General features: G+C 58.4%; 16 protein-coding genes. 7 read left to right on the top strand and 9 right to left on the bottom strand.

What is annotated here, in order from left to right:
• Positions 1-309: 309 nt before the first annotated feature.
• The 3 genes from AAEZ06_RS04970 to AAEZ06_RS04960 are packed head-to-tail and all read left to right on the top strand — an operon-like array spanning position 310 to position 3781.
• Positions 310-1236, top strand: a complete 927-nt coding sequence (locus AAEZ06_RS04970) for an ABC transporter ATP-binding protein (protein ID WP_350613098.1) — start codon at positions 310-312, stop codon at positions 1234-1236.
• Complete coding sequence (locus AAEZ06_RS04965) at positions 1233-1958, top strand: ABC transporter permease (protein ID WP_350613096.1); 726 nt, start codon at positions 1233-1235, stop codon at positions 1956-1958. Before AAEZ06_RS04970 ends, AAEZ06_RS04965 begins: the two co-directional genes overlap by 4 nt.
• 14 nt (positions 1959-1972) lie before the next feature.
• Complete coding sequence (locus AAEZ06_RS04960; protein ID WP_350613094.1) at positions 1973-3781, top strand: Gldg family protein; 1809 nt, start codon at positions 1973-1975, stop codon at positions 3779-3781.
• A 39-nt stretch (positions 3782-3820) separates the two neighbouring features.
• On the opposite strand, the gene AAEZ06_RS04955 is transcribed toward AAEZ06_RS04960, so the two are convergent.
• The 3 genes from AAEZ06_RS04955 to AAEZ06_RS04945 all read right to left on the bottom strand — a co-directional run bounded on the left by AAEZ06_RS04955 (position 3821) and on the right by AAEZ06_RS04945 (position 6338).
• Positions 3821-4129, bottom strand: a complete 309-nt coding sequence (locus tag AAEZ06_RS04955) for a class I SAM-dependent methyltransferase (RefSeq protein ID WP_350613092.1) — start codon at positions 4127-4129, stop codon at positions 3821-3823.
• A 250-nt stretch (positions 4130-4379) separates the two neighbouring features.
• The gene (locus AAEZ06_RS04950) at positions 4380-4814 is read right to left on the bottom strand and encodes a DoxX family protein (RefSeq protein WP_350613090.1); all 435 of its coding nucleotides are present in this window, start codon (positions 4812-4814) and stop codon (positions 4380-4382) included.
• Positions 4815-4916: 102 nt separating this feature from the next.
• The gene (locus tag AAEZ06_RS04945) at positions 4917-6338 is read right to left on the bottom strand and encodes an MltF family protein (protein ID WP_350613088.1); all 1422 of its coding nucleotides are present in this window, start codon (positions 6336-6338) and stop codon (positions 4917-4919) included.
• A gap of 235 nt (positions 6339-6573) precedes the next feature.
• On the opposite strand from AAEZ06_RS04945, the gene AAEZ06_RS04940 reads away from it, so the two are divergent.
• From AAEZ06_RS04940 to AAEZ06_RS04930, 3 genes are all read left to right on the top strand, one after another.
• Positions 6574-7395: a TatD family hydrolase gene (locus AAEZ06_RS04940; protein ID WP_350613086.1), complete on the top strand. Its 822-nt coding sequence runs from the start codon at positions 6574-6576 to the stop codon at positions 7393-7395.
• 96 nt (positions 7396-7491) lie between these two features.
• A complete protein-coding gene (locus AAEZ06_RS04935) occupies positions 7492-8973 on the top strand; it encodes a methyl-accepting chemotaxis protein (RefSeq protein ID WP_350613084.1) in 1482 nt (493 codons plus the stop codon).
• Between the two features lie 114 nt (positions 8974-9087).
• Positions 9088-9450, top strand: coding sequence for an Mpo1-like protein (locus tag AAEZ06_RS04930; RefSeq protein ID WP_350613082.1), 363 nt, complete (start codon positions 9088-9090; stop codon positions 9448-9450).
• A gap of 6 nt (positions 9451-9456) precedes the next feature.
• Here AAEZ06_RS04930 and AAEZ06_RS04925 read toward each other — a convergent pair whose 3' ends face one another.
• The 3 genes from AAEZ06_RS04925 to AAEZ06_RS04915 form a co-directional block, all read right to left on the bottom strand.
• On the bottom strand, positions 9457-10254 hold the full coding sequence (locus AAEZ06_RS04925) for an acyl-CoA thioesterase (RefSeq protein WP_350613080.1): 798 nt from the start codon (positions 10252-10254) through the stop codon (positions 9457-9459).
• Between the two features lie 102 nt (positions 10255-10356).
• The gene (locus AAEZ06_RS04920) at positions 10357-11130 is read right to left on the bottom strand and encodes a CHAD domain-containing protein (RefSeq protein ID WP_350613078.1); all 774 of its coding nucleotides are present in this window, start codon (positions 11128-11130) and stop codon (positions 10357-10359) included.
• A gap of 81 nt (positions 11131-11211) precedes the next feature.
• On the bottom strand, positions 11212-11490 hold the full coding sequence (locus tag AAEZ06_RS04915; RefSeq protein ID WP_133098887.1) for a hypothetical protein: 279 nt from the start codon (positions 11488-11490) through the stop codon (positions 11212-11214).
• A gap of 217 nt (positions 11491-11707) precedes the next feature.
• Between AAEZ06_RS04915 and AAEZ06_RS04910 the strand changes: the two genes are divergently transcribed.
• Positions 11708-12745, top strand: a complete 1038-nt coding sequence (locus AAEZ06_RS04910) for a patatin-like phospholipase family protein (RefSeq protein ID WP_149414334.1) — start codon at positions 11708-11710, stop codon at positions 12743-12745.
• 41 nt (positions 12746-12786) lie between these two features.
• Here AAEZ06_RS04910 and AAEZ06_RS04905 read toward each other — a convergent pair whose 3' ends face one another.
• The 3 genes from AAEZ06_RS04905 to kdpC form a co-directional block, all read right to left on the bottom strand.
• Positions 12787-13482, bottom strand: a complete 696-nt coding sequence (locus AAEZ06_RS04905; protein WP_149414333.1) for a response regulator — start codon at positions 13480-13482, stop codon at positions 12787-12789.
• Between the two features lie 47 nt (positions 13483-13529).
• Positions 13530-16181 (bottom strand): DUF4118 domain-containing protein, encoded by a 2652-nt coding sequence (locus AAEZ06_RS04900; RefSeq protein ID WP_350613075.1) that lies wholly within the window; start codon positions 16179-16181, stop codon positions 13530-13532.
• 125 nt (positions 16182-16306) lie between these two features.
• Positions 16307-16852: a potassium-transporting ATPase subunit KdpC gene (gene kdpC / locus AAEZ06_RS04895; RefSeq protein WP_350613073.1), complete on the bottom strand. Its 546-nt coding sequence runs from the start codon at positions 16850-16852 to the stop codon at positions 16307-16309.
• Positions 16853-16924 lie beyond the last annotated feature (72 nt).

Genomic DNA, 16924 nt, shown 5'->3' with positions numbered 1-16924 from the left:
GGCTCCGTTACGGTAAAACTTCCTATATGTGCCAGATAAAAAACTGACAGTCATACAAACGCCAATAACAAGGCAATTGTTTCAGCGCATGATCGAGTCACATGTAGGACTTACCTTATTCAACCTCTTTGGCATTTCCAAGATCGCCTATTGAACGTACTATTTTTTAACAAACAAATGCCTGGCATCACCTGATCAAGACTTTTCAATTTTTTACTTTCCGACAACTCACAACCTGCCCTCACCCAGGTTAATCGAGGCTTCGTCAATGCAGCGATTCTTGCCAAACTTATTCAGTAGAAAAGCTTAATGATCAAGATAACAAATCTAACAAAATACCTTGGCAGAAAGGCCGTCATCCGTGACTTTTCATTCTGCGCCAAAGGCCAGGAGTGTGTAGGACTATTTGGAAACGATGGTGCTGGCAAAACAACTCTAATCAAATTATTGGCTGGCTCAATTCAGCCCTGTTCCGGCCATATAAAAATACTGGACTTGGATATTGGAACGCATCCTCTCCAGGTAAAAAAAATAATTGGCTATCAACCAGCGTCCACGGTCAGCCATAGCACCATGACAGTGAAAGAATTCCTCAACTTCATTGCTGAAATTCGCGGATTCAGTGGCATGGAAAAACGCAAGATGGTTGACCGAGCCGTCGCCCGACTGGAGCTTTGGCGAACACTTAAATGCCCGATTGAAACACTGTCCATAGGGTTGAAACGCAAAGTGGCCATTGCCCAGGCCATTGTGCATGATCCCAAACTGCTATTACTAGATGAACCTACAGAGGGCCTCGACGCTTATCAAAAAAACAAGGTCAGGATGCTCATCAAGTCGTTGACCAATGAGATGAGCGTGATCGTTGCCTCTCGCAACCCCGAAGAGCTGTCCAGCATCTGCACCCGCGCGCTGGTCATTGCTGGCGGCCGTTTGCTGACAGACATCCCCCTGCCCGAACTGCAGCGCAGCTCCCGCTACTACCAGGCAGTCACACTTGCAGCTGAAACCCCGCTGGACCTGCTGGCTCTGGCGGTATTGCCTGGCGTAGCCGGTATCGAAGAGGACCGGCACACACCTGGCTGCGTGACGGTACTGGCGATGCCGGGCCAAATCATTTACCCCCATGTCAGCGCGCTGATTGCCAATCGTCGCTGGAAAATCGACTCATTGAGTCTGGAGTCTGGACGTCTGAATGACGTCGTTCACCAACTAAGCCAGGAGGCGTTAAAGTGAGACTTCTACCCGTAATGCTCAAGCGTCAACTCGCCAGTTATTTTTCTACACCGGCAACTTATTTCAGTATTTCGGCTTTCTTGACAGGCAACGCAGTACTCGGCTTCCATTCAGAAAATTTTCTTGAACAGCGAGTGACGGATTTGCATGTTTTCTTTAAGCTTCACACTTGGCTGTACCTATTCCTGATTCCCTTTCTCGCCACACACCTTTGGTCAGATGAACGCAATGAAAACGCCATTGCTTTTATGAATACACTGCCGGTGACGGCCTTCGAATTGGTTGCAGGCAAGTTTTTCGCTGCGTGGCTGGTTTCTGGACTGGCCTTGTTATTGACCTTCCCGATAGTTATTACTATCAACTATCTAGGCACGGCGGACAATCTGGTTATCGCATTCCAGTACCTGGGCAGCTGGTTATTGGCTGGCGGTTACCTTTCGGCGGGTTGTTTTATTTGTGTACTGACACGTCACCGGCTTGTTATTTTCACCGTCACCATGGGTTTATTGATCACCGCCAGCGCTTTATCTTCGGTGCTGGACGCCCTGGATCATCACACACCTGTCTGGATCATCGAAAGTTTGATTTCCCTGAACCCGCCGGCACGCCTTAGCGCCATCGAGAATGGCCTTATGCCCTTGCATGACATGTTGTATTTCGTAAGTATGATCTTCGCTTTTCTCACCGCAACAAGCGTCACTTTAAATTTTAGAAAAGGTTGAGAAAGGAAAACCTAATGCGCAACTCCATAAGTTTTAGCGTGACAATAGTTGTCATACCCTTGCTTTTCCTCGCCTTCAATCTGGTGTGGGCACTGAAACTTCCCAACCTGCGGCTGGATTTTTCAGAGCAAAAAATCCATAGCCTGTCCGACGCTACGAACACCCTGCTCACCTCGCTTGAGAGCCCCATGGATCTCTACTTTTTCAACTCAAGCAAACATCCCCAGAAAAGTGAAGCCTTGAAAAACCATGGCCAGCGCGTTGCGATACTGCTCAGGGAGTATGAAAAGGTAGCGAATGGCAAGATCAACCTGCACCTGATTGATCCTGCCCCCTTCTCCGAAGATGAATACAAGGCCGGGTTATTTGGCTTGGACAGTACACAAGGGTTTTTCGGCTTGATCGGCACCCGCGCGGACCATGGCACGCAAAGAATCGATTTTTTCAATCCTGAACAGGAGGCCTTTCTGGAGTATGAAATCAGCCATCTGATTCATAAAGTCGCTAACCCGCAACAGCCCGTGATTGGACTGATCTCCGGGCTGCCCATGGATGGCAGTCGGGATGAACGTGGCAAGGCAAGCACACCGCCCTGGCAACTGCTGCAAGAAATCCGTCGGCAGTTCAAGCTCATGAGTCTGGGCCAGGAAACCCGACATATTCCTGAACACGTCAACACCTTGATGCTGGTTCAACCCTCTCGACTGCCCGAGCAAACCCTGTTTGCGATTGATCAATTCGTGCTGGGAGGAGGCAAGCTGATGATGTTTATCGATCCATCCAGCGACCTGGACTCGAACGTCGAAACCCCGGCTTCATCTTCCAGCCTGCAAGGGTTGCTGGCGGCATGGGGCGTGCAGATGCCTGCGAATAAAGTGTTGGCCGACAGTCTCTACGCAACACCGGCTGTTCTTGTTGGTGGGCAACTTCCCGTACGCCACCCTGCGGCGCTTACCCTGCCCCGGGAGGCGTTGGCGCAGAACGATGTCAGCGCCTGGAAACTGGACAATGTGACCGTATTGAGCAGTGGCGCTCTTACGCCACTCAAAAAAAGCCGTACATCCTTCACCCCTTTGCTCCAGAGCTCCGGGAAAGCCGCTCTGTTTGAAATTGAGCGCTTCGCCGTGCATGGCGCGTTTGATTCAGTGCTCCGCGAGGCGGCCGCCCGTGGTCAACGCCACGTAATAGCGGCCCGTATCCAGGGGCCAGCGTATTCTGCGTTCCCTGACGGCTTCGACGGGCAGAAAGCCCAGTTACAGAAAGCCGCCGATATCCATGTAGTGGTAGTTGCCGACACCGACCTACTCAGTGATCGCGTATGGGCATCCGCACAAAACAGCAATGGGCACCAAGCGCCTCGCTCAGGTAATGCGACGTTTATCTTGAATACTCTGGATCAACTGGCCAGCCCCGGCACGCTGATGGGAATTCGTCCTCGTACAGGTAGTCGAGAGCAACTGCAGTTGTTGGGGAAATTACGCAGGGATGCCGCACGGTCTTACCAGGAAAAAGCCGCGTTCCTGGAACAACGCCTGGAGCAAACGGAAAAGGAATGGCAATCCCTGAACAACCCATTGCCGTCATGGGGCACCCAGCCCGTCAACACCCATTCGTTGCTACAAGCACTCAACAAGGAGCGCCTGCGTTTGCCCAGGGAGCTTCATGCGCTGAAAGTAGAGGCCTACAGGAAGGTCAACACCCTGGAACGAAACGTGAAGCTGCTCAACATTATTGCAGTGCCGCTGATGCTGAGTCTGATTGGCCTGGGGATTTTTATGTCTCGTCGGCGTATTCAGCATCCACCTTCAGCAGCGTTTTACTGATCGTTGGCAGTTTTCGAGTGGTATCAGGCAAGGGCCTGATTAACGTCGCGTGATCAGTCCTTGCCGTGCAATACGAGTCAAGTGGCGGATAACCTCGGCAGCATCGGCCGCGCAGGGAGCCTGAACCACCGCCAGGTCAAAGCTGTTAGTGGCAAAGCGGGCAAGTGACTCGCCGTCCTCGACAAACTGGATCAAAAAAGCCGAAGGCCGGCCGGTGCGACGGGGCCAGCCATCCAGGTAACGCAATAACGTCGGCTGGTGCTTACCACCCAAGAGGATTTTCGGGTTGCGCTGAGTCAGGTCCGCAGTGATCGGGGCCAAGCGTAAAAGAGGGTGAGGTGCATTCATCGTGTCGTGTCTCTGCCTCAAAAGTCTGCAGGCAGGTGGGAGGCAACACCGAACCAGCGCTTTAGCGGTATTTCGAAACCTGGATCAGGTTTCTGTCGGGACTGTATTGAGTCACCTGTGGCGCCCCGCAATTAGCTGTTTAAATCGGCGCATGGGCAACATCCTAGAGAAGCCGATGGGGAGGTGTCAAGAATTCCGATCAACGAAAAGGCCCGCACGGGGCGGGCCTTTGGGAGAACTTGCAGCTTAATCAGTTGGCGATAGCGCGGTCGGCAGACAATTTGCCAGCACCTTCGAACAGCACCGCAACAGTACCGCCCAACAGCGCCAGGGCGAACTCGTAGCCATTGTTGGCCATGAACAAACCGTTATGGATATGCACCGAGAAGATCGCCACCAGCGACACGATGGTGAGGCCCAGCGCCGCCGGGCGAGCCAGGAGGCCGATGATCAGTGCCAAGCCTGCGAAGAACTCAGTACCGCCCGACAACAGCGCCATCAAGGTACCTGGCGCCAGGCCGATGCTTTCCATCCACTGCGCCGTACCGGCCAGGCCGCCACCGCCAAACCAGCCGAAGAGCTTTTGCGAACCGTGGGCGGCGAAGATGATGCCGACAAAAATCCGCAGAACCGTCAGACCGTAGCCGGCGCGAGTGGACAGAACGCTTTTGATCAATGGGCTCATGCTGGGAATCCTTTTCAAGGTAGGGTGGGTTGGCCGCTATATTAATCAGTTTATGCAATGATAAAAGCCGAAATATCGCCTTATTAATATCTAATTTGTCGATTACTTGCGTGAGGCGATCTTCGGCGTTGGCGGCTCGAGGGAGTCCCGCTCCCGATCGAACGCCAGGTAGTACTTGTTAACGCTATTAACATAGCTGACACCGCCCATTCCTACCTGCTCCATGGCAATGCGCTCAACCTGGAAGAACCACTGGTTGGGGTTCAAGCCTCGGCGCCGCGCCTCGGCACGCATACCCTGTACCCGCTCCGGCCCCATGTTATAGGCCGCCAGGACGAAGGCCATGCGCTCACGCTCATTGAGCTTGGGGCTGGCAAAAAACTTGCGGCGGATCATCGCCAGGTAGCGCGCGCCCGCCTGCACATTGTTGTCCAGAGTCTGGATATTGTTGACCCCCACCCGCTGGGCCGCCGACGGAGTGATCTGCATCAGGCCAGTGGGGCCACTGCCGCTTTTAGCGCCTGGATCAAGGGACGATTCCTTGAAGGCCAGCGCCGCCAGGTTCAGCCAGTCCATGCCCTGCTCGCGAGCGTGTTTTTGCAGGACCGGGCGCAGCTTCTCCAGACGCTGGCGATCAGCCCGCGCCAATGGGTAACGCACTTGATAAAGGCGCCGGTAGATGCGCTGGAACGCCACATCCTGATCGGACGGGGTCTTGTAGGTTTTTAGGAAGCGGTCGATGCTCGCCCGCAGCATCGAGGCGTCCTGCCGCACGAACCAGTACTCTTCGCCCGGTTCGCTGATTGCCACTTGCCGATCGAAACGCAGTTTGGGCAGGATTTTCGACCAGCGCTCGGCAATCGGCTTCTCGACGATAGTCAGATGAAAGATACCGGCCTGGACCATCTCCAGCACGTCCTCCACCGCAAGGCTGGGATCAACCCACTCCACCTTGACCGGCGGCAGCTTGCGCAGCACCAGCTTCTGGTTGATCTGGTTCACCGCCTCCCCTGCCGCGCTGCCGGTGGTCAGGGCCAGGGTTCGGCCGGACAACTGCTCCAATCGGGTAAACCGTCGCTCACCCTTGATCCCCACCAGCCACAGCGGCACGTCGCTGACAATCGGGTCACTGGTGCTGATCTTGTGCGTTGCGTTGGCGTCCAGTAGTTCTCCGGGCGCCACCAGGTCACCCTCGCCACGGGCCAGCGCGCCCAATAGTTGATCCTTGGCTTTGGGAATGATCTTGAGGTTGATTTCCTGACCGTCACGGGCGTGGCCGTTGAGGTATTGCTCGAAGGCCCGCAGGCGATGGTACTCGACACCAATGGGCTGGCCCTGGACTTCGCCGGAGCTGTTGCGGCTCTGGTTGACCAGCACCCGCAAGGTTCGACTGCTGCGAATCTCGGCCAGATCACGAACCTTGCTCGGCTTGGTCACTTCCAGCGGCCCGTCCAGACGCGCAACCGCCGCCGGGGGCAGCAGTAACGTCAGGCACAGCATGAGCAACACCGAGGGTCGGATCATCCGCTCTCCGGAAAGGATACTGCCCATTGCGTCGAGAAATACGAAGCGTTGGGGGACAGAAACAGAGCGCTGTGAGCGCAGGCTTTGGGCACAAAGGTGGCACAGTAGCAGGCACTCGACCAACCACAGCACCACTCACGACATTCAAAGACAGCTTTAACTCGTTGTAGTTCTTGGCTTTTCTTATAAATCTACAGCTCTGATATGCTTTCCGGCCGCAGGCGGAGATAGCACCATGCAACTCATTGATATTGGCGTCAACCTGACCAACCCAAGTTTTGACGACAAGCACCAGGCGGTACTCGACCGCGCCTACGCCGCCGGGGTGAGCCAACTGGTCCTCACCGGCACCAGCATCGAAGGCAGTGAACAGGCCCTAGAATTGTGCCAACGGCTGGATGAAAGCGGCCAACGGTTGTTTGCCACCGCCGGCATTCACCCCCACAGCGCCAGCGATTGGAACGCCGACAGCGCGCAACAATTGCGCGGATTGCTCAAGGAAAGCAGCGTGCGTGCCGTCGGCGAATGCGGGCTGGATTTCAACCGGGACCTCTCGCCACGCGCCCTGCAGGAAAAAGTCCTCGAAGAGCACCTGGCCCTGGCTGTAGAGCTGAAATTGCCGGTATTTCTTCACGAGAGGGACGCTAGCCAGCGCCTGCTGGAAATCCTGCGGGACTACCGCGATCACCTGACTGCGGCGGTGGTGCACTGTTTCACCGGAGAACAGCGGGCCCTGTTCAGCTACCTCGACCTGGACCTGCATATTGGCATCACCGGCTGGATCTGCGATGAGCGCCGTGGGACGCACCTGCATCCTCTCGTCAGGGAAATCCCAAGGGGTCGCCTGATGCTGGAAAGCGATGCGCCCTACCTGCTGCCGCGCACGCTGCGGCCCAAGCCGAAGAATGGCCGTAACGAGCCGGCCTATCTGCCGGAAGTCTTGCGTGAGGTCGCCTTGCATCGGGAAGAAGGTGTGGAAGACCTGGCCCAACACAGCACCGCCTGCGCCAGGGACTTTTTCGGATTGCCTGTTATTGACTTGCCTGTGCCGAATTGACGCGACTCATTGACCCATATCAAAACCCTTTCACTGAATAGCGGCATAATACTGGCACCTTGCCAATGCTGTTTCCGCTATCAGAGAAAACCTTCCATGGGTGCCTGGCTTAGCAATATATCGTTGAAGTACAAGTTCTGGGCCGTCAATGCCGTCGCCTTCATCACCACCCTGCTGCTGGTGTTGTACGCCGTGCAATTGGAGCAACAGGCACGCAGCCACGCCTCCCAGGCCTCGGCCCAGGCTCAAGGACGATTGTTCAGCGCCTGGCCCGCCGGGCAAACGCTGCCCAAGGGCGAACACTGGCTGACCTATCGCCGTGGCCACATCCCGGAATTGGCGGACCAGAATCTTTCAGCCCTGAGCACGGCCAGCGGTTGGGTCGAGTTCAGCCATATGCCGCTGTTCGGCGACAACCCATTGATAGGCGCCGAAGTGGTCGCTCGCCCAGACGGCCAGCAAGTGGCCGTGCTGGCCTATGGGCCCAGCCTGAGCCAGGTGTTCACCGAGCGCTTCGCCAACTATGCGGTGGCGGTAATGATCCTGATGCTGGCGATGCTTTGCGCCTCGCAGCTGTTGATCCGCTTTCTACTCAGCCACCTCAACACCTTGAAAGACGTGATGCTGCACGTGGAAAAAACCGGCGACCTATCGACCCGCGTGCCCTTGGCCTGCAAGGACGAGGTCGGGCAAATGGCGAGTGCCTTTAACGCCATGCAGGCGGGCTATCAACGGGTGGTCAATACCGTGGCATACACCGCCAAGCAGTTGGACGACGGCGCCGCGCGCCTGGCCAGCAGCATGAATGAAGTTCGTCACGGTATGCTTGGCCAGCAAAGCGAAACCGACCAAGCCGCTACGGCGATCAATCAAATGACCGCCACCGTGTATCACATCGCCCAGCACGCCGGTGCTACCCGCGACTTGTCCCAGACCGCCGACACCCTCGCCGGCAGCGGCCAGGAAGTGGTGAGCCGTGTACAAAAGTCGATTGCCGGGCTCTCCACAGGCGTACAGCAGACCGCCGAGACGATCCAGAAACTGGCCGAGGACAGTCAGAAAATCAATGCCGTGGTCGACGTGATCCACAGCATCGCCGAACAGACCAACCTGCTGGCCCTCAACGCAGCCATCGAAGCCGCCCGTGCCGGGGAAATGGGCCGAGGCTTTGCCGTGGTCGCCGACGAGGTGCGCAGCCTCGCCAAGCGGGTGCAAAGTTCCACCGATGAAATCACCCGCATGGTCTCGGACTTGCAGGCCGGGACTCGGGACGCGGTGGACTTTATGCAGGAAAGCTCGTTCAAGGCCGATGATTGTGTGCAACAAGCCCAGGAAGCTGGCGCTGCACTCGCGCAAATCACCAGTGCCGTGGCGCAAATGCGCGAGAGCAACACCCAGATCGCCGTCGCCGCCGAACAGCAAAGCCACGTCGCCGAAGAGATGAATCGGGCGATAGTGAGTATCCGTGATGTCACCGAAAACACCGTGCAACAGACGCTGGATTCAGCGACTACCAGTAATAAGCTGGCGACATTAGCCGGGGAATTGAACAAGGCGATTGGGCAGTTGAAGCTGTAACAGTGTTCAAGGTTGGCGAAGCTATAACCCTCATAGCCAGCCTTGATTCGCCCAAGCTCCCCGCCCGACCTAAACTCTGTTCAAGTTGTTTCAACGGACAGAGGATTCACCATCATGGGCAAACGTCATCCCAATCTCCCCGCCTGGCAATGGCGCGCCTACCCGCAAAACCACCAGCACCCGACCAATCTGGTATTGCACCTGATTGCCGTACCGCTGTTCATCATCGGTTTTTTGCTGATTGTGTCTGGGGTGTTCAGCCTGAGCCTGGCCAGTTTTGCCATCGGCGTGGTCGGCGTGCTGGCCGGCCTGGCACTGCAACGTCATGGCCACAGCCTGGAAGCCCAGGCCAGCGAGCCGTTCAGTGATCGCAAAGACGCCGTGCAACGTTTGATGGTCGAGCAGTTTGTCACCTTCCCACGCTTTGTCTTGAGCGGTGCCTGGTGGCAGGCCTGGCGTCAGCGCCACCGGCACTAACTGGATTCAGGCGAACACCACCACGGTCTGGCGGCTCAGCGCGATCAACTGACCCTGCGGGCTCCACAGCGCGGCCGCGGCATGACCATAGCCGTCGCGGGCGTGTTCGATCTCAACGTGGTACTGGCACCAGTCCAGGGTGCTGACTTGCTGCAGTGGCTGGATAAACTCGATGGTCCAGGTCAAGGTGCTGCCCGGCGCCGGTTTGCTCAGGTGCGGCAACAAGGCTGGCGGCCAGGCATCCACCAGCGCCAGGATATGCGCCTCGGTCAGCGGCTCCTCTTTCACATCCCCACGCAAGCGCACCCAGCCGCCCATGTCGCGAGACTTATTGCCGGTGAACGGCAAGCCGCCGACGCTCCAACGCATTGCCAGATGACGCATGAACTCGGGTGTCACGCCTTTGATATAGGGCAACTCCTGGCATTCATCCCAGTGTTTGAAGGTGGGTGCAGGCTCGGCCACCACACTAATCTGAGACTCCCGCGAGGCGCCGAAGCTGGCCTGCACCAGGGTCATCACTTCACCGTTTTGCACAACGCGGCCGAGCAACTGGCTGACCGCCTTGCCTTCACGCAGCACTTCGACTTCATAACGTGCGGATACATCCGGTGCCACAGGACCGACAAAGGTAATGGCCAACGATCGCAGTGGACGATCATCTGGCACACGAGCGCGCAAGGCTTCGTATTGCAAGGCGGCGACCAGCCCGCCAAAGGTGGCACGGCCCTGGGCCCATTCGGCAGGGATCGACACATCCAAAGGATTATGGCGAGCGGCGTCAAGCAAATCACTAAAGCGCATGGCAACCTCAATCGACAGAAAAACGATTGAGGGATCTTAACCACCCAAGCTGCGCGGTACAGCACTTATTCCGGCCAAAAACCCGGACAGATAAGCCGCGGACTAAGCCTTGTTTGAGAAACAATCCGCACTCAGCTTATCCAACACCCGATCAGCGTGCCCTTCGGCCTCGGCCATAGTCCGATGCCAAACCGCAACACAAGGCTGCAAGTCTGCCTGGTGTTTGGCCTGGGCCAGCCACTGCCAACAGTCATGCCAATCACCCAATGCCCCTTGGGCGGACTTGAGGTGGGACATCGCCTTCGCAGGCAATTTGCCCAGTTGCGGGTACGCCTCGGCTGCATAGCGCACGCGCTTGATCAAAAGGCGCAGGCGATGGCGATCGTGGCTGGGGTCGTGTAATGCCTCGTCCAGTTTCTGCCATTGCTTGGCCAGGCGTTTTTCGATACGCGGGCGCAGGCCCTTGAGCAATTTCTGGCGCTGGGAAGCGCGGGTAAAGCGAGGGAATGCATCAATGATCAACAACAGTTGCGCCAGTTCCGAGCCTTGGGCCACCTGACGATAGGCCTCCGGCTGTTGACGGGTACGCCGGCCAGCCGCCTCGTGATGGCCGTGGAGGTGAAGATAGGCCGCCAATACCTCACGGTCCCGCAACGGTGTAGTCAGCTGGCCGACGCCGCTGGCGGCCGCCTCGAGTTGCTCAACACCGGGCAACCCGCGTAACGGCCGCAACAGACTGCGCAGGCGCCGCACCGTGGTGCGCAGGTCATGCAGCGCTTCATCGTCGGTGACATTAGCAAGGCGAGCCTGGCAGCTCAGCAACCCCACTTCCAGGCCAATGACCTGAGCGACTAACTGATCCACCAAGGCTGACATCCTTTGCTCTCCTCAACGATAAATTCCCTGTTTGCACAAAGCTACTATCACAGCCTCGCGTCACTCAGCAGCTGCTACAGGTCAACGCCCGGCACGAGACTCACGAATATAGAAACGGGCTTTCTCAGCTTTGTTGGAGCAGCCTTCGAACGCTTCAAATTGTTGCTGGGTCTTGGCACCGGTCAGCAGGGACAGGGCCTTGGAGTAACTGATAGTGCCAGCAAAGCCTTCGGCCTTGGCCAGGTCAAGCTCGTGCCAGGCAGCGTCCAACTGCGTAGCGCAGCTATCACGATAGGCCGTCTTTCCCGCACAACCAGCCAACGCCAGTACGATCACAGGCAAACACATCCAGGCTTTCATCAATGACACCTCAAGAAAAGAAAAACAGTCGTGGGATGTAGACGTTGTCTACATCAAAAAGTGCCTCATCGCACAGCCTGAAATGCACAATGCCAATTGCCAGAGCATACCCGAGCAAACTGGTCAGCTTACAAAAATAATAGCTCCAGTCAGCTAGGATTGAAGCAACCCCCACGATAGGTGCATTGTGGGTACCTGTTTTGCGAAGGAACGAGTCATGAAGAAACGTGTTGCATTGGTCCTGGGCTCCGGCGGCGCACGGGGCTACGCCCATATTGGGGTGATCGAAGAGATCGAAAAGCGCGGCTATGACATCGCCTGTATCGCCGGCTGCTCCATGGGCGCCGTGGTCGGCGGAATCTATGCCGCAGGCAAACTCAAGGACTATCGAAACTGGATCGAAAGCCTCGATTATCTCGATGTACTGCGCCTGGTAGATGTCAGCTTTCGCCTGGGGGCGATACGCGGCGAGAAGGTCTTCGGGCAGATCCGCAAGATCGTCGGCGAGATCAATATCGAAGACCTGCGCATTCCCTACACCGCCGTGGCCACCGACCTGACTAACCAGCAGGAAATCTGGTTCCAGGAAGGCTGCCTGCATCAGGCCATGCGCGCATCGGCAGCGATCCCCAGCCTGTTCACGCCCGTGATGCAGGGCAACCGCATGCTGGTGGACGGTGGTCTGCTGAACCCGCTGCCCATCGTGCCCGTGGTGTCGAGCCATTGCGACCTGATCATCGCGGTCAACCTTAACTCCACCAACCAGAAGCACTACCAGTTGCCGGTGATCCAGCGCCCGCCCGCTTTCAAAAGCCGGTTCGATAACCTGGTGCGGTCGCTGGGTTCGCACTTGCCGTTTCGCCGCAAGCAGGCCGAACAGTTGTTGCTGCTGGAACAGGAAGCCCTGCTGGCCCAGGCCGCCGACATCAATCCGTGGCTGGACTCCGCCGAACCTGAAGCCCAACAACCGGCCGCCGCCCCGGAAATGGCCGGTGCGCCAAAGTCCGCCACGGGTTCGTTCATCATCGACAATGTAGGACCTGCATCGCTGCTGGATTTGATCAACCAGAGTTTCGAGGTGATGCAGACCTCATTGGCGCAGTACAAGATCGCCGGCTACCCGCCGGATATCCTGATCAACGTGCCCAAGCGGGTGTGCCGGTTTTTCGAGTTCTACAAGGCGCCGGAGCTGATCGAACTGGGCCGGCAAATCGCCAGTGATACCTTAGATCGGTATGAAAGTGAGCAGCACTGAGAGTTGCTGCTACGGGAAAAGGTACAGGCAACAGGAATCTATCAGGTCTCAGGGTTCAACAACCGATACCCCACCCCCGCCTCGGTCACGATAAACCTCGGCTGGGTGGGATCATCCGCCAGCTTTTGCCGCAGATGCCCGACCACAATCCGCAGGTAGTGACTGTCTTCGGTATGGGTCGGCCCCCAGATGTCCTTGAGCAATTGCTGTTGCGTGATGACCCGCCCTGGATGACGCGCCAGTTGCGCCAGCACCGCATACTCTTTACGGGTCAGCGCCACCTCGGCACCGTCCAGCAATACCCGGCGATAGGCAAGGTCCACGGTCAACGGGCCAAAGTTCAGCGCCGCTTCCTGAGCCTCCCCCCCCGGAGCCTGGCGTAACAGAGCCCGCACCCGCGCCAGAAACTCCTGGATGCCAAAAGGCTTGGTCACATAGTCATTGGCGCCATTGTCCAACGCCTCGACCTTCTGCCCTTCACTGGCGCGAACCGACAGCACCAGCACCGGCACCGTCGACCACTCGCGAAACTCGCGCAGCACTTGCTGGCCGTCCATGTCTGGCAGGCCAAGGTCCAGCACCAGCAGGTCCGGCTTGCTCAACGCCGCCTGGGCCAGCCCTTCATTGCCGGTGCCGGCCTCAATCACTTTATAGCCCTGAGAAGCCAGGCTGATGCGCAAAAATTTGCGGATCTGCGGTTCGTCGTCAATGACCAAAATCGTCGCAGTCTGGCTCATGGTGTCCAATCAAAATCCGTTGATAGAAAAAGGTAGCGTACCTGGGTTCAAGGTTCACTTTCCAGGCCGGGTTGAGTCTGCAATGGCAGGAACAGGGTGATGCACGTGCCCTGCCCCTCGATGCCCTCAGCCACGCTGATATGCCCGCCGTGGGCGCCGACCATGCCCAGGCAGATCGCCAGGCCAAGCCCGGTTCCCTGCCCGCCGCGATCGCCCCTTGCGGCGGTGTAGAACATGTCGAAAATCTTCGCCCGCTCGTCCTCGGGAATTCCCGGGCCTTCATCGCTGACGGAGAAAAACAATTCCTTTTCAACAACACCCGCGCGCAGTTGCAGACGCCCGTGAGGCGGGGAAAAGCGCGCGGCGTTTTCCAGCACATTGACCAGCGCCTGCTCAATCAAGGCAGCGTGTACATACAGCAGCGGCAGCTCGGCTGGCACGTCGGTGGTCACCTGCAACGGTGCCAGCACCGCCCGCAACCGGCCCAGGGAACTGCCGACGATATCGCCGGGCGACACCCAATCGCGCGCCAGTTTCAAGGCGCCGTGGCCGAGGCGGGTCATGTCCAGCAGGTTCTGGATGTAACGGTCCAGGCGTTCGGCTTCATCGCGGGTGCCTTCCAGCAATTCCCGGCGATCTTCCAGGGGAATGGCTTCGCCAAGAGCCAGCAGGCTGTCGATGCTGCCGCGCATGGAGGTCAGTGGTGTGCGTAAATCATGGGACACCGACGCCAGCAAAGCGCTGCGCAGTTGCTCGGTTTCACCATGCAAACGGGCCGCTTCCAGCTCCTGGGCCAACTGCGCACGGGCCAACGCCTGGGCCAGCGGTTGGCTCAAGGCGATAAGCAAGCGACGACGCTGGCCGCTCAGTTCCAGGCCGGCTTTCGGGCTGACACCGAGCAAACCCAAAGGGCCTTCTTCGCCGGACAACGGCCACCACCACCAACGACCAAATGGCAAGGTACCGGTGCCCATGCCCGCCGGTTGATCGTGTTGCCAGGCCCAGTCGGCGGCGGCGCGCTCGGCCTCGGTAAAGGTGATCGGGCCACCGGTCTCGATCTTCCAGTCGCCCTGCCCATCGCGATTGACCAGGCACAATTGCAAGTCGCTTGAGCCTTCCAGGTGATGGGCCGCCGCACTGATCACCGCCTGGCGATCGGTGGCAGCGGTGAGTTTGCGCGACAGGTCCAACAGTTCGCTGGTTTCTTCCTGGGTTTCGCGCAGCGCCTGCAATTGCCGACGCTGGCGCGCAGCCAGGTTGCCGGTCAACGCCGCCATCAACAGGAAAAACAACAGGGTCAGCACGTCTTCTTCACGCTGGATAGCGAAGGAGAAATTCGGCGGAATAAACAAGAAGTCGTAGGTCAAGAACGACAGCGCCGCACAGGCCAGCGCCGGGCCAAGACTGCTGCGCACCGCTACCAGCAGCACGGCGGCGAGGAACACCAGAGAGATGTTGGGCAACGGCAAGACGCTGGACACCGCCCAGGCCAATCCGCTGGCCAGCACCGTCGCCAGCAGCGCCAGGAGGTAGTCGAACCACACCAGCCCACGCACATCGGGCAAGCGTGGTGGAGCCGGGGCTTCATCGCTGTCGAGGACGTTGATTTCCAGGCCACGCGCGTTACGCAACAACCGCGCCGCCAGCCCGCCGCCGAACAGCGTGCGCTGCCAGCGTGGTCGCGACTGCCCCACCAGTACCAGGCTGGCACGGCGTTCGGCGGCATGCTGGATCAAGGTCTTGGCCACTTCGCCAGCACGTAGCAACACCACCTCGCCGCCAAGCCGTTCGGCCAGTTGCTGGGCGTTTTGCAGATGCAGACGTGATCGCTCATCCTGTACACGGCCGTTGTCGACATACACCAGGCTCCAGGGCAAATGCCGACGCTGGGCTACGCGGCTGGCGTGGCGTACCAGGCGCTCGGCGTGGGCATCGCCATCAACACCTACCAGCAAGCGCCCGCGCACGGCGGGCGCAGCCTGGCCCAGCTGTCGATAACCCTGGGCCAGATCGTCGTCGACGTGGGCAGCGGCGGTTTGCATCGCCAACTCGCGCAGAGCCATGAGGTTAGTCTGGGTGAAAAACGCATCGATGGCCGCACGGGCCTGCTCCGGCACATAAACTTTGCCATCCCGCAGTCGCTCCAGCAGCTCGCGGGATGGCAGGTCGATCAGCAGCAGCTCATCGGCTTCCTGCAACACCCAGTCGGGCAGAGTTTCGCGCACCTGCACGCCGGTGATGCCGCGCACCTGATCGTTGAGGCTTTCCAGGTGCTGGACGTTGACCGTGGTGAAGACGTTGATACCCGCGGAGAGCAGTTCCTGGATGTCTTGCCAGCGCTTTTCGTGGCGGCTGCCGGGGGCGTTGCTGTGGGCCAGTTCGTCCACCAGTACCAGCTTGGGCTTGGCGGCGAGCAGGCCGTCAAGGTCCATTTCCTCCAGCATCACGCCTCGGTACTCGGAGCGCAGCAAAGGCTGCTGCGGCAAACCACTGAGCAAGGCTTCAGTCTCGGCGCGGCCGTGGGTTTCCACTATCCCGGCGATCAGCCTTACACCTTGGCGCAATTGAGTGTGTGCGGCCTGAAGCATGGCGTAGGTCTTGCCCACACCAGGGGCTGCACCGAGGAATACTTTGAGCCGGCCACGGCCGTCCCGGGGCAGATCGGCTAACAGGGCATCGGCACGGCCGGAGTCGCTCATGCGCAGGGTTTCCTTCTGGTGTTTATGTAGAGTTTTTCAGACCGTCATCGCGGGCAAGCCCGGCTCCTGCAGGATTGCGCAACCTGTGGGAGCCGGGCTTGCCCGCGATTGGCGGTGCCTACTGTTTATAACGCTTGCAGGGCCATATTCAGCTCCAGCACATTCACTACTGGCGGCCCTACCAGCGGCTGCTCGATGTGAGCATCCATCAAGCGCTCCAGTGTGGCCACCGGCAGATTGCGTGCGGCGGCGACCCGCGCCAGTTGATAGGCAATCGCTTGCGGTGGCAAGTGTGGATCAAGACCGCTGCCGGAGGTAGTCAGCAGCGCCAGTGGCACCGGGCCCTGGCTTGAGACGAGCAATTTATTGGCGTCGTCAAACACCCGCGTGGCCAGCGCCGGGTTACTTGGCCCCAGGTTGCTGGCGCCGCTGGCTACGGTAGCAAAGGCACCGGCGGACGGCCGTGGGTGGAACCAGTCGTCACCGGTGAAATCCTGGGCAATCAGGCTGGAGCCGCGCACCTTGCCGTCGGCATCGCGTATCAGGCTGCCATTGGCCTCGTCAGGGAAGGCGACTTGCGCCACGCCAGTCACAACCAGGGGATAGGCCACGCCGGTAATCAGGGTCATCAACACCAGCAGGCTCAAGGCCGGGCGGATCATGTTGGACATTTCATATTCCTCAATTCGTTGAACAAAACGGCGTTGTGGTGAGAGGCTTTTGTGGAGAGGAGATACCCCCTC

Source organism: Pseudomonas sp. HY7a-MNA-CIBAN-0227, from assembly GCF_040310325.1.
GTDB lineage: Bacteria > Pseudomonadota > Gammaproteobacteria > Pseudomonadales > Pseudomonadaceae > Aquipseudomonas.
The sequence above is the reverse complement of the archived record's forward strand: the minus strand, read 5'-3'. Positions and strand labels throughout refer to the sequence as shown.